The organism is Ruegeria sp. O5, assembly GCF_056535105.1.
Genome location: NZ_JBQERN010000016.1, coordinates 35,570 through 49,058, shown reverse-complemented (window position 1 = coordinate 49,058; position 13,489 = coordinate 35,570). Strand labels below are relative to the sequence as shown.

The window sequence follows — 13,489 nt, the reverse complement described above, 5'->3', positions numbered from 1 at the left end:
TCGCGTCAGTCCATAAACACGCGGGCCGGTTCCTTTATTCAGAAACCGGCCCGCGTGTTTGGTGACATGTCCCGGTCAAAAGTCCGGTTTATTCAGCCGCTTTCTTTGCTGTCTTCTTGGCGGCAGCCTTCTTTTTGGGTGCAGCCTTTTTCTTGGTGCCCTTCTTGGATGCGCGCTCATTGACCAGTTCGATGGCCATTTCCTGCGTCACGTCTTCGGGCTTGATGTCTTTCGGGATGGTCGCGTTGACCTTTTCCCACTTCACATATGGCCCGTACCGTCCGTCCAGAACCTGCATCGCGCCGCCATCGGGATGCTCGCCCAGGTCTTTCAAAGCTTTTGCCGCTGCGCGCCCGCGCCCACCGGGATTGGCTCGTTTTTCCGCCAAAAGCTCTACGGCGCGGTTCATACCGATCTCGAACACATCGTTTGGGTCTTTGAGGTTGGCATAGACCGGCTTGGCTTCATCGGCCAACTGATGCATCAGATAGGGGCCAAAACGCCCGAAGTTCGAGGTGATCATGCCGCCTTCGGGGTGCTCACCGATCTGGCGCGGCAGGGACAGAAGCGTCAGCGCCTTGTCCAGATCCATGTCATCCTTGCTCCAGCCGCGTGGAAGCGAGGCGCGCGGAGGCTTCTTGTTCTCGGGCGTGGGTTCGCCTCGCTGGACATACGGCCCAAATCGGCCGGACTTCAGCCAGATCTCATCCCCGGCGTCTTCGCCCAGCAATTGTTCGTCGCCTTCCGCGCCTTCACCGGCGATAGGCCGCGTATAAGTGCACTCCGGATAGTTTCCGCAGCCCACGAACCCGCCGGTGCGTGAGGTTTTCAGGTGCAATTGTCCCAACCCGCATTTCGGGCAGATGCGCGGGTCGGACCCGTCTTCACGCGGGGGGTAAAGCTGTGGCGCCAATGCCTCGTCCAGCTTGTCCAGCACTTCCGATATGCGCAGTTCGGATGTTTCACCAATCGCTGCTGAGAAATCACGCCAGAACTTGCCCAGCAGATCCTTGTAGTCACGATCACCGGCGCTGACGTCATCCAGTTGCTCTTCCAGATTCGCGGTGAATTCGTATCCAACGTATTGACGGAAGAAGTTCAGCAGAAAGATGGTGACGATCCGACCCTTTTCCTCGGGGATCAGCCGGTTCTTGTCTTTGCGCACATATTCGCGGTCCTGAATCGTGGTCACGATCGAGGCATAGGTCGAAGGACGTCCGATCCCCAACTCCTCCATCCGCTTGACCAAAGTGGCCTCGGTATAGCGCGGGGGCGGTTGCGTGTGATGCTGCAACGCCAGAACGGCTTCGTTATCAGCCATGATAGCGGCTTTGTCCGACTCGCTGGTGGCCTTGGCAAACTGATCGCGCAGCGTGGTCTTGGAAAAGCGCGCGGGGTCGCCCTCCATGATCTGTGGCAGGCGCTTTTCGTCATCATCGGCGACATCATCGCGGCCTTCCTCATAGACGCGCATGAACCCGTCGAACATTACCACCTGACCGGTGGCTCGCAGACCGACCTGACCGTCGTCACTGCCAATCTCGACCGTTGTGCGCTCCAATCGTGCTGCCGCCATCTGGCAGGCAATGGTCCGTTTCCAGATCAGATCATAAAGCTTGCGCTGATCTTCATCCGTGACCTTCAGCGCCTTGGCATCGCGCGTCATATCCGTGGGGCGGATACATTCGTGTGCTTCCTGCGCGTTCTTGGCCTTGTTCTTGTACATACGCGGGCTGTCCGGCACATATTCTGCACCGTACCGGTCCGCGATGGTGTCGCGCGTTGCCGTCACGGCCTCGGGTGCCATGTCGATCCCGTCGGTTCGCATATAGGTAATGTATCCGGCCTCATAGAGGCGCTGCGCAACCTGCATCGCATGGCGCGCGCCCATGCCGAATTTGCGGCTCGCCTCCTGTTGCAGGGTCGAAGTCATGAACGGCGCGCTTGGATTGCGCGCGGCGGGCTTGGCTTCGACCGAAGTCACACGCAGCGCGCGGCTGGTGACGGCCTGAACCGCCAGTTCGGCCTGTGTTGCGTTGGCCAGATCGTGCTTGTCCAGTTTCTTGCCCGCCAACGTGACCAGCCGCGCCTCATAGGTCTGACCACGCGGTGTCTCGAACAGGGCCCGAACCGACCAGTACTCGACCGGCTTGAACGCTTCGATCTCCATCTCACGCTCGACGATCAGGCGCAGACAGACCGACTGCACCCGACCTGCGGATTTTGCGCCGGGCAGTTTGCGCCACAGAACCGGTGACAGGTTGAAGCCAACAAGGTAGTCCAAGGCGCGGCGTGCCAGATACGCTTCGACCAGGGGCATATCGACGTCGCGCGGGTTCTTCATCGCCTCGGTCACCGCTTCTTTGGTGATGGCGTTGAAGGTCACCCGGCTAACCGGTGTGTCTTTCTTGATCGAGCGGCGCTTGGTCAGCGCTTCCTGCAAATGCCAGCTGATTGCCTCACCCTCACGATCAGGGTCAGTGGCGAGGATCAGCGCGTTGTCTTCTTTCAGCGCGTCGGCGATGGCCTTTACATGTTTGCGGCTGTCATTGCCCACTTCCCATGTCATGGAAAATCCATGGTCCGGATCGACCGATCCGTCCTTTGGTGGCAGGTCCCGCACATGGCCGTAAGAGGCCAGAACGGTGTAGTCAGGGCCGAGATATTTATTGATTGTTTTTGCTTTGGCCGGAGATTCTACAACAACTACAGGCATTTAAGGGGAAACCTCGCTCGACGAATTTGGCGCCTTTTATGGTGGTGCAAAATGTGTGGGGCAAGCGGGGATTGTCAATGCGTTCCTTTGGCAGGCGGAAAAGCGACGTGATTTCAGCGTGATACCCGCGCCGGATTGCAGGCAGAGCATTCGACTATGCAATCTTGCCTTCCATCCTAATCAGCTTGCCAGAGACAACAACCCGCCCGGCTGGCGCTGGATTCGTCCGTCCAGTTCAAGGTCGACCAGCGCTGGCCCCAGATCCCCGGCCGAGGCCGCAATGTCGCGCAGCAACTGGTCTTCGGCGATGGGGGAAGGTCCCAACCGCTCAAGGATTTGCGCCTGCAAATCCAGTGCGGCGGGCCGTGGTTGCTTGGCGGGCGGCTCCTCGGGTTTTGCAAAGATCAGATCGCCTTGTTGTGGCAGCGCCTCGACAACGTCGTCTGCCGAACGGACCAGCGTCGCACCATCCCGAATCAAAAGGTTGCACCCGGCAGCGCGGGCGTCAAACGGGTGGCCAGGCACGGCCAGAACCTCGCGCCCCTGATCCAGGGCGTCACGCGCCGTGATCAGGCTGCCGGATTTTGCTGCGGCCTCGACCACCACAACAGCTTGGGCCAGGCCCGAGATGATCCGGTTGCGGCGCGGAAAATGCCTTGCCTGAGGCGTCACGCCCATCGGTTGTTCCGACAGCCGCAGTCCCTTGGTCGCGATTTTATGCGCCAGTTCCGTGTTCTCGGCCGGGTAAATGACATCGACACCGCCCGCCATGACGGCAACAGTGCCGGTGTCCAACGACGCCATATGCGCTGCCGTATCAATGCCGCGCGCCAGACCCGAGACAATCACATGTCCCTTTTCACCCAAGGCGCGCGCCAGACCACGCGCCATCCGTGCGCCCAGCGAGGAACAGTTGCGCGCGCCCACCATCGCAATCGCCGGTTTCTGCAACAGCGACACATCCCCGATGGCCCAAAGCAAGGGCGGGGCATCGGATAGGTCGTTCAATGCGTCGGGGAAATCTGCGGACCCAAGGCACAAAAGCCGCGCTTTGGCGGCTTCTGCGGCCCTGAGTTCCGCCTCGATCACGCCGGGGGGACAGGTTTCATACCCATCTATTCCGGCGGCGCGTGCCATTTCAGGCAGCGCGGCCAGCGCGTTCTGCGCCGAGCCATGTTCACGCAGCAGCCGACGAAACGTCGCCGGGCCGACCTTGCGCGAGCGCAACAGGCGAAGCCACGAAAACCGGTCCTCTTCCGTGGTGGGTGGGAGTGGGGGGTGATTGGAAGAAAGCTGCTCTTCGGTCATCCGTTGCTCCGCCTGATTGCAGAACTGGTTTACGGGACAGGGGGTTAACAGCCTCTGAATCGCAGATAATTAGCAGCGATTTTTCTGTATTTCTCGGAGAACACACCGGTTAAGTGTCTGAAAATAAATAAAAGAACATTTTCCAACCGGCGCTCAAATCAATGGCGTCGGTTGGAGTGCTATCGAATCAAAGTGGCGCATGGTTAACCCTGCGCCTGCCTTTGCGCTTCTCTTCCGCCTCAGGCCGCCGACCCGCCGACAGTCAACCCGTCCATCAGCACTGTCGGTTGACCCACACCCACGGGCACCCATTGACCGTCCTTGCCGCAGGTGCCCATACCCGGATCCAAAGCCATATCATTGCCAAGGCCGCGGATGCGCTTCAACGCCGAAGGCCCGTCGCCGATCAGCGTGGCGCCCTTGACAGGCGCTCCGATCTTGCCGTTTTCGACACGATACGCCTCGGTGCACGAGAAAACGAACTTGCCGTTGGTGATGTCGACCTGGCCGCCTCCGAATCCAACCGCCCAGATGCCGTCTTTAATATCTGCCACCAATGCTGCCGGATCAGCGTCGCCTCCCAACATGATCGTATTTGTCATGCGTGGCATTGGCTTGTGCGCATAGCTTTGCCGCCGCCCGTTGCCCGTGGGCGCAACGCCCATCAGCCGGGCGTTTTGCCGATCCTGCATGTAGCCGGTCAATATGCCGTCTTCGATCAACACCGTGCGCGAGCTGGGCGTGCCTTCATCATCCACAGTGATCGATCCGCGACGGTCAGCAATCGTGCCGTCATCCACCACGGTCACGCCCTTGGATGCAATCTGTTGTCCCATCAGCCCGGCAAAGGCCGAGCTTCCCTTGCGGTTGAAATCGCCCTCAAGCCCGTGACCGATGGCTTCGTGCAGCAAAATACCGGGCCAGCCGGGGCCAAGTGCAACCTCCATCACGCCGGCAGGGGCGGGAACCGCGTCCAGATTGACCAATGCGATGCGCAGGGCTTCGCGCGCCTTGGCCTGCCAGTCGGCAGGGTCGATCAACCCGCTCAGGCCAACCCGCCCGCCGCCACCGGCCGATCCGCTTTCGCGCCGCCCGTCCTGTTCAACAATGACCGAGACATTCACGCGCGTCATGGGGCGCACGTCACGCACCGTCACACCATCGGGTCGCAGAATTTCCACCTCCTGAACGGCGGCTGCGATCATTGCGCTGACCTGAACCACCCGCGGATCCAGGTCGCGGGCAAAGGCGTCAATCTCCCGCAGGGTTTCGATTTTCACCGGGAAGGCGGCGGATTCGATTGGGTCTTCGTCCGTGTACAGGCGCGTATTCGTGGGCCGGGGCGCTTCGGCGAGCGTTCCGCCTCCATCGCCAACCGCCAGTCGCGCGGTTTCGGCGGCACGTTTCAGCGCGGCAATCGATACATCAGTCGAATGCGCATATCCGGCAACTTCGCCCTGAACGGCGCGCAGGCCAAATCCCTCGGATGCGTCATAAGACGCGGTGCGAAGACGCCCGTCGTCAAACACCAGAGATTCGGATTTCCGACGCTCGACAAACAGCTCTCCATCCTCGGCCCCGTCCGTTGCCGAGCGCAATATGGCCAGTGCTTCATCTTGCGGCAGGGCGCTCTCTAAGGGGCGAAACGGGGCTTCAGGCATGGGTTGCGACCTTTCGGGTTTGATCCAGATCAAAAATAGCGTCTGTTTGACGCAAGCATTTTGCTTTATCTACCCGCTGGAATATGGTTTTTAACGCGGCCAAAGACAACGGGAGAGGTGCGACCGATTCACACCTTTCCGTCAGGGACGCAAAGATCAAACGATCAGGACAGAACATGAAGAATGCTTTGATGCTTTCAGGGTTTATGACAGCCCTCTCCAGCCTACCCGCCATGGCTCAGGAGCTTGAGATTATTGGCAAGCCGGTAGACGGCGGCATGGGCTTCCAGCCCGCGGCCACCAGCCTTGCCCAGGGTATCCGGGATCTGGACAGCATGATTCTCGTGATCATCACCGCAGTCTGTCTGCTGGTTGCAGCTTTGTTGATCTATTGCATTGTGCGCTACAACCAGCGCGTAAACCCAACTCCGGCGCGTTTCTCGCACTATACTCCGGTTGAAATCGCCTGGACCCTGGGACCAATCCTGATTCTGGTTTTTATTGGCGCGTTCTCGCTGCCGGTTCTTTTCAAACAGCAGGAAATCCCCGAAGGTGACATCACCATCAAAGTCGTCGGCAACCAGTGGTACTGGACCTACGAGTATGTTGATCACGATTTCGCATTCGACAGCTATCTGCTGGGCCACCCGGCGACCCTGGACGAGGGCGCACGCCCTGCGGACGCGGACGTGACGCCGTTTGTTCTGGATGACGCAATGCGCGCTAAGCTGATCGATGCAGGCTACAGCGATGATGAATGGCTGCTGGCTACCGACACCGCTGTTGTCGTTCCGGTCGGCAAGGTCATCGTGATGCAGGTGACTGCATCCGACGTGATTCACTCGTGGACCATCCCGGCCTTTGGCGTAAAGCAGGACGGTGTGCCCGGACGTCTGGCCGAGCTGTGGTTCCAGGCCGACAAGGAAGGCATCTATTTTGGTCAGTGTTCGGAACTGTGCGGCAAGGACCACGCCTATATGCCGATTACCGTCAAGGTCGTCAGCCAGGAAGTCTATGACGAATGGCTGCAGGGCGCGATCGAAGAATATGCGGGTCTGCCGCAAAGCTATCAGGTCGCCTCGAACTGAGTACGATAGGGGCGGGTTGAACCCCGCCTGACACAAGATGCAGGCTGCGCGGGCGATCCGCGCAGTTTTCGCCCCAGAAGGACCGGAAATGACCGACGCAAGCATCAATGCCAGCACTGCGACCGCCCGGGCGGACGAGGCCGGCTTTGGCGATTACTTCGCCCTGCTGAAGCCACGTGTGATGTCGCTGGTCGTGTTCACGGCATTGGTCGGCCTGTTGGCGGCTCCTGTTCCTGTCCATCCCTTCGTCGGGTTCTGCGCCATCCTGTTCATCGCCATCGGCGGCGGAGCCTCAGGTGCGCTGAACATGTGGTGGGACGCGGATATCGACCGTGTCATGAAACGCACCAAATCCCGCCCGATCCCTTCGGGCAAGGTCGAGGAAGGCGAGGCGCTGGCCGTTGGTCTGGCTCTGTCGGGTCTGTCGGTGATCATGCTGGGCCTTGCGACCAACTGGTTTGCAGGCGCGTTTCTGGCCTTCACCATCTTCTTCTACGTTGTCGTCTACACGATGTGGCTGAAGCGTTCGACGCCGCAGAACATCGTGATCGGTGGCGCAGCGGGTGCGTTCCCTCCGGTCATCGGCTGGGTGGCCGCCACAGGATCGATGTCGGTCGAGCCCTGGCTGATGTTTGCACTGACCTTCATGTGGACGCCGCCACATTTCTGGGCGCTGGCCCTGTTCATGCGCTCGGACTATGACGACGCGGGCGTGCCGATGCTGACCGTCACCCATGGTCGCCGCGCGACACGTGTCCATATTCTTGTCTATACAGCCCTGCTGGCCCTGCTGGCCATCGGAACTGCATTTTCAGGCATTGGCGGCCCGATCTATCTGACCGTTGCATTGATTCTGAACATCCTGTTCCTGCGGGGCGCGTGGAAAATCTCGCGCCGGACCGAGGACGATTCCGAGGCAGATAACTTCAAGGTTGAACGCGGTTTCTTCAAGCTGTCGCTGCTGTATCTGTTCCTGCATTTCGGTGCCGTTCTGGCCGAAGCCCTGCTGAAACCCTATGGTCTGGGGGGATGGTCATGAGCCTTCGCAAAGGTCACGAGCTACATCAGCGCCGGTTCAGCCGCAATCTGGGTGTCGGCCTGACGCTGGCTGCCTTTATCGTGATCATCTTCGGCCTGACCATCGTCAAGGTCTCGGGCACTGATTTCAACAGGGCGACGCAAGAGGTTCAGAACTGATGGCGTTGTCCGGTCCTCAGAAAACGGTTGTCCAGACCGTCGGCGTGGTTGTCCTGATGGGCAGTCTGGCCTGGGCGTCGGTGCCGTTCTACAACTGGTTCTGCCGGGTGACCGGATTTGGCGGCACCACTGGTGTTGCCGAAACCGCCCCCGATACCATTCTGGATCGCACCGTTACCATCCGCTTTGACGCGTCCAAGGCCAAGGACATGCAATGGGAGTTCAAGCCGGTCGTGCGCGAGATGGATGTGCGCATCGGCGAAACAGGTCTCGCGTTTTACGAGGCCTATAACCCGACAGACCGCCCCATTGCCGGGCAGGCGTCTTACAACGTGGCGCCCTATTCTGCGGGTGGGTATTTCCAGAAGATTGCCTGTTTCTGCTTTGAAGAGCAGGTGCTGCAACCCGGCGAGCGCGTTGAGATGCCGGTGACTTTCTTCGTCGACCCGGAAATGGTCGAGGATCTTGAAGCCAAGTATGTTCATACGATCACGCTGTCGTATACATTCTACGAAATTGACCTGCCCGAGGGCTATGCCGCCCTCGATGCGCAGGCAGATACAAACACGAACTAACGCCTGTAGGTGAGGGACGCTGATGGCACACGCTAAAAACCACGATTATCACATTCTGGCCCCGTCGATCTGGCCTCTGATCGGCGCCGTCGGCGGCTTTGTCATGCTGTTCGGAGCCGTTCTCTGGATGCAAGGCATCACGCCCTTCATGTTCTGGGCCGGTCTGGCAGCTGTGCTTTACACGATGTTCGCCTGGTGGTCGGATGTGGTTGCGGAAAGCCGTCAGGGCGATCACACGCCTGTTGTCCGCATCGGTCTGCGTTACGGCTTCATCCTGTTCGTCATGTCCGAGGTGATGTTCTTCTTCGCCTGGTTCTGGTCGTTCTTCAAACATCGCATGTATCCGATGTACGACTATGCCGGCACCGAATACATCCAGCCGGACATTCATGCGGTTGACCCGTTCCACCTGCCGCTGATCAACACTCTGGTCCTGTTACTGTCAGGCTGTGCGATCACCTGGGCGCACCATGCGCTGGTGCATGACAACGACCGCAAGGCGCTGATCAATGGTCTGGCCATTGGCATCGTGCTGGGCATCGCCTTTACCTTCCTTCAGGGCTATGAATACGCCGAACTGCTCAAGCATGAAGGCTGGGAATTCGGCGGCGACCAGTTCTATTCCAACTTCTTCATGGCAACGGGTTTCCACGGCGCACATGTGATCATCGGGACAATCTTCCTGACCGTCTGCCTGATCCGCGCGCTTAAGGGTGACTTCACCCCCGAAAAACACGTCGGTTTTGAGGCCGCCGCTTGGTACTGGCACTTCGTCGACGTGGTCTGGCTGTTCCTGTTCTTTGCCGTCTACATCTGGGGCCAGGCTCCGCTGATGTAACGCCGGTCAGGCTGATCAGTTGCAAAAGCCGCCCCAAGGGGCGGCTTTTTCTCTATGCGGGGCGTAAGATTGCGCCCCATACAATTGCGTGGTTGCAATTCAGCACGCGCGCCCCTTAACAAGACGCCGGTTCCTGCAAAGAAGTTTGGTCCTGACATGCGCCGTATCCTGTTCCTGCTGATCTTCGGCCTCGCTGGTTTGGGCGTGCTGTTGTGGTTGGGTTTTTGGCAGGTGGATCGCTTGGCAGAGAAAGAAGGCCAACTCGCCGATATCGAAAGTCGTATCTCTGCCGAAGCGGTTTCTCTACCCCAGCAAGTTTTCGAAGACGAAGACAAATATCTGCCCGTAGCAATCAAAGGAGAGATGGTGCCGGGGGAAATCCATGTTCTGGTTTCTGTCAAGCAGGTGGGGGCGGGGTACCGGATCATTCAGGCTTTCAACACCGAAGATCGCACTATTCTAGTTGATCGGGGTTTTGTCCCGACAACTGCGAAGCAGACCGAACGTCTGACCGGTCCGATGGAGATCACCGGCAATCTGCACTGGCCAGATGAAATCGACAGTTACACGCCCGCACCTGATCTCGACGCCAACATCTGGTTCGCCCGCGATGTGCCCGCGCTTGCGGGTGCACTGGGCGCGGAACCGGTTCTGCTGATCGCCCGTTCGCAAACCGATCCGAATGTGACGCCGCTGCCGGTGGACACGGCGGGCATACCAAACGATCACCTGCAATATGCAATAACCTGGTTTGGTCTGGCTCTGGTCTGGGCCGCGATGACCGGATACTTCCTGTGGCGCAGCCGTGCCAATTCTGAAAGTGACGCGACATGAAATATATCTCGACCCGCGGGCAGGCGCCCGAATTGACGTTTGAAGAGGCGATGTTGACCGGACTTGCCCGCGACGGTGGCCTGTATCTGCCCGCCGAAATCCCGGTGATGTCGCAGGACGAGATCTCGGCGCTGGCCGGATTACCCTATGAAGAAATCGCATTCCGCGTGATGTGGCCCTATGTCAGCGGCTCATTCGCCGAGGCTGAGTTCAAGGCGATCATCGCCCGCGCTTATGAAGGTTTCGGCCACGATGCCCGCGCGCCATTGAAGCAGCTGAACGAGAACCACTTCCTGCTGGAACTGTTCCACGGCCCCACACTGGCCTTCAAGGACTTTGCCATGCAGCTGATCGGCCAGTTGTTCCAGGTGGCGCTGAAACGCCGTGGTGACCGTGTGACCATCGTCGGCGCGACCAGCGGGGATACCGGTTCAGCCGCGATCGAGGCGTTCCGCGGGCTGGACGCGGTGGATGTGTTCATCCTGTTCCCGCATGGCCGCGTGTCCGAAGTGCAGCGCCGCCAGATGACCACGCCTGCGGACAGCAATGTGCATGCTCTGGCCGTTGATGGTGATTTTGACGATTGTCAGGCTGCGCTGAAAGACATGTTCAACGATTTCGACTTCCGCGACGGCGTGAAACTGGCGGGTGTGAACTCGATCAACTTTGCCCGCGTCTTGGCGCAGATCGTTTATTACTTCTCGGCTGCCGTCAGCCTTGGTGCGCCGCATCGCAAGGTCAGCTTCACGGTGCCAACCGGCAACTTTGGTGACATCTTCGCTGGCTATCTGGCCAAGCGTATGGGGCTGCCGATTGACCGCCTTGTGGTGGCGACCAACCAGAACGACATTCTGCATCGCTGCCTCTCGGGCGAGGGGTATTTCAAGGGCGAGACTATCCCCTCGATCAGCCCGTCGATGGACATTCAGGTCAGCTCGAATTTCGAACGCGCGCTCTATTATGCCTATGGCGAAGATGGCGGGGCCATCGCACAATTGATGGATGAGCTGAAACAGGGTGGCTTCAATATCAGCCACGGCGCGATGGAAGCGCTGCGTGAGAATTTCGATTCGGGCCGTGTGTCCGAAGAGGAAACGCTGGCCACGATCAAATCCACGCTGGTGCACAGCGCCGAACTGGTCTGCCCGCACACTGCCGTGGGCATCAAGGTCGCAGAAGAACACCGCGCGGCAGACGTTCCGATGATCACGCTGGCCACCGCTCACCCGGCGAAATTCCCGGCCGCGGTCGAGAAGGCGAGCGGCGAACATCCGCCTCTTCCCTCCCGCATGTCTGATCTGTATGAACGTCCGGAACGGGTGACCCGCATCGCCAATGATCTGGGTGCCCTTGAGGATCATATAAAAAGGCACATCGCTGAGTGACTGTCAGACAAGACCAACTGAAGAACGGGTTTCGTATCGTCAGTGAACATATGCCGGGGCTGCAATCTGCGGCCATCGGCATCTGGGTAACCGCCGGTGGGCGGCATGAGCGGATCGAGCAGAACGGCATCGCGCATTTCCTTGAACATATGGCGTTCAAGGGAACCGAGCGCCGTTCGGCCTTGCAGATTGCCGAGGCGATCGAGGATGTGGGCGGCTATATCAACGCCTATACCTCGCGCGAGGTGACGGCGTATTATGCACGCGTTCTGAAGGACGACGTAGCGCTGGCGATGGATGTCATCGGCGACATCGTTCTGAACCCGGTTTTCGATCCGCGCGAGATCGAGGTCGAGCGGGGCGTGATCCTTCAGGAAATCGGTCAGGCCCATGACACGCCCGACGATGTGATCTTTGACTGGCTGCAGGAGCAGAGCTATCACGACCAGCCCCTGGGCCGGACGATCCTGGGCCCAACGGAGCGGGTGAGTGCCTTCTCGCGTGAGGATCTGTCGGGCTTTGTGACGGAACATTATGGCCCCGAACAGATGATCCTGTCTGCAGCAGGTGCTGTGGATCACGATATGCTGATGAAACTGGCCGAAGAGATGTTTGGCCATCTGCAATCCCGTAAGGGTCTGATCCCCGAGGTTGCACGCTTTACCGGTGGCGAAGCCCGGCAGGTAAAAGAGCTGGAACAGGCGCATTTCGCTCTGGCGCTGGAAAGTCCCGGCTATCGCGACGATGCGATCTATACGGCGCAGATCTATTCGACCGCATTGGGCGGTGGCATGTCTTCGCGCCTGTTTCAGGAAGTGCGTGAAACACGTGGGCTGTGCTACACGATCTTTGCGCAGACCGGTGCCTATGCCGATACCGGAACAACCACGATCTATGCCGGAACCTCGGCCAATCAGGTGGCCGAGCTGGCGACGATCACGATCGATGAGATGAAGCGCGCCGCCGAGGACATGAGCCCCGAAGAGGTCGCCCGTGCCCGCGCCCAGATGAAGGCCGGGATGCTGATGGGGCTGGAAAGCCCGTCGAATCGGGCTGAGCGTCTGGCGCGGCTGGTGCAGATCTGGGGACGGGTACCTTCGCTGGAAGACACGGTCGCCAAGATCGATGCAGTCAGCACCGAAGACGTGCGCGCCTTTGCCGAAACCATGGCTGTTCAGGCCCCGGCGGCGCTGGCGCTTTACGGACCGGTCGCAGACGCACCGACATTGGCGGACTTGCAGGAGAGGCGTGCAGCGTGATGCTGTTGGGCAGACGCAAGTTGAAACTCGAGACCGCGCGGCTTAGCTTGCGTCCGCCTGTACATTCCGATTTCAACGATTGGGCGGCGTTGCGGCGCGCCTCAAAAAATTACCTGACCCCATGGGAGCCGATCTGGGCCAAGGATCACCTGAGCCGCAAATCCTTTACCAATCGGGTCTACTGGGCTCAGCGCTCGGTCGCGAGTGGCACAGCAATCCCGCTGTTCCTGTTTCGCCGTGAAGACAATGTGTTGGTCGGGGCGATCACACTGGACAATATCCGGCGCGGTCCTGCGCAGGCCGGAACTCTGGGTTACTGGACCGGTGAGTCCTTTGCCCGTCAGGGATACATGCGCGAAGCGATTGGCGCGATGGTGCATCACGCCTTTACCCGTCTGGACCTGAGCCGGATCGAAGCCGCGTGCCTGCCGGAAAACCGGGCGTCGCGCGGTTTGCTGGAAAGCTCGGGCTTCAAATATGAAGGCGTGGCGCAGTCTTATCTACAGATCAACGGGCGATGGCGGACGCATGTTCTTTATGCCAGCCTGCGGTCCGACCGGCGTGGCAAGACGGACGCGGGCTAGGGGGGCTCTGCCCCCGTCGCGGCAAGCCGCGCCTCCCCCGGGAT

12 protein-coding genes are annotated in these 13,489 nt (G+C 59.6%); 9 read left to right on the top strand and 3 right to left on the bottom strand.

Annotated features, from left to right (window positions below):
• Positions 1-88: 88 nt before the first annotated feature.
• The 3 genes from topA to tldD all read right to left on the bottom strand — a co-directional run bounded on the left by topA (position 89) and on the right by tldD (position 5,685).
• Entirely contained in the window at positions 89-2,716 is a 2,628-nt protein-coding gene (gene topA / locus ACR0M3_RS16475) for a type I DNA topoisomerase (protein ID WP_209598180.1), read from the bottom strand.
• A 180-nt stretch (positions 2,717-2,896) separates the two neighbouring features.
• Entirely contained in the window at positions 2,897-4,024 is a 1,128-nt protein-coding gene (gene dprA / locus ACR0M3_RS16470) for a DNA-processing protein DprA (protein WP_480911738.1), read from the bottom strand.
• 239 nt (positions 4,025-4,263) lie between these two features.
• Positions 4,264-5,685, bottom strand: a complete 1,422-nt coding sequence (tldD, locus tag ACR0M3_RS16465; RefSeq protein ID WP_480911736.1) for a metalloprotease TldD — start codon at positions 5,683-5,685, stop codon at positions 4,264-4,266.
• A gap of 176 nt (positions 5,686-5,861) precedes the next feature.
• Between tldD and coxB the strand changes: the two genes are divergently transcribed.
• The 9 genes from coxB (at position 5,862) to ACR0M3_RS16420 (ending at position 13,445) form a co-directional block, all read left to right on the top strand.
• The gene (gene coxB, locus ACR0M3_RS16460) at positions 5,862-6,773 is read left to right on the top strand and encodes a cytochrome c oxidase subunit II (RefSeq protein ID WP_267363050.1); all 912 of its coding nucleotides are present in this window, start codon (positions 5,862-5,864) and stop codon (positions 6,771-6,773) included.
• 88 nt (positions 6,774-6,861) lie between these two features.
• Positions 6,862-7,812, top strand: a complete 951-nt coding sequence (cyoE, locus tag ACR0M3_RS16455; protein ID WP_480484378.1) for a heme o synthase — start codon at positions 6,862-6,864, stop codon at positions 7,810-7,812.
• Positions 7,809-7,970: a hypothetical protein gene (locus tag ACR0M3_RS16450; protein WP_209505601.1), complete on the top strand. Its 162-nt coding sequence runs from the start codon at positions 7,809-7,811 to the stop codon at positions 7,968-7,970. Before cyoE ends, ACR0M3_RS16450 begins: the two co-directional genes overlap by 4 nt.
• On the top strand, positions 7,970-8,545 hold the full coding sequence (locus tag ACR0M3_RS16445; protein WP_480773927.1) for a cytochrome c oxidase assembly protein: 576 nt from the start codon (positions 7,970-7,972) through the stop codon (positions 8,543-8,545). The genes ACR0M3_RS16450 and ACR0M3_RS16445 overlap by 1 nt, the downstream gene beginning before the upstream one ends.
• Before the next feature lie 22 nt (positions 8,546-8,567).
• The gene (locus ACR0M3_RS16440) at positions 8,568-9,383 is read left to right on the top strand and encodes a cytochrome c oxidase subunit 3 (protein ID WP_209505605.1); all 816 of its coding nucleotides are present in this window, start codon (positions 8,568-8,570) and stop codon (positions 9,381-9,383) included.
• Positions 9,384-9,539: 156 nt separating this feature from the next.
• Positions 9,540-10,217: an SURF1 family protein gene (locus ACR0M3_RS16435; protein ID WP_480539568.1), complete on the top strand. Its 678-nt coding sequence runs from the start codon at positions 9,540-9,542 to the stop codon at positions 10,215-10,217.
• Positions 10,214-11,602 carry a threonine synthase gene (thrC, locus tag ACR0M3_RS16430; RefSeq protein WP_480911733.1) on the top strand — a complete coding sequence of 463 codons (1,389 nt, stop codon included), beginning with the start codon at positions 10,214-10,216 and terminating at the stop codon, positions 11,600-11,602. The genes ACR0M3_RS16435 and thrC overlap by 4 nt, the downstream gene beginning before the upstream one ends.
• Positions 11,599-12,861 (top strand): M16 family metallopeptidase, encoded by a 1,263-nt coding sequence (locus ACR0M3_RS16425; RefSeq protein ID WP_480473691.1) that lies wholly within the window; start codon positions 11,599-11,601, stop codon positions 12,859-12,861. Before thrC ends, ACR0M3_RS16425 begins: the two co-directional genes overlap by 4 nt.
• Positions 12,861-13,445, top strand: coding sequence for a GNAT family N-acetyltransferase (locus ACR0M3_RS16420; protein WP_267363063.1), 585 nt, complete (start codon positions 12,861-12,863; stop codon positions 13,443-13,445). Before ACR0M3_RS16425 ends, ACR0M3_RS16420 begins: the two co-directional genes overlap by 1 nt.
• Positions 13,446-13,489 lie beyond the last annotated feature (44 nt).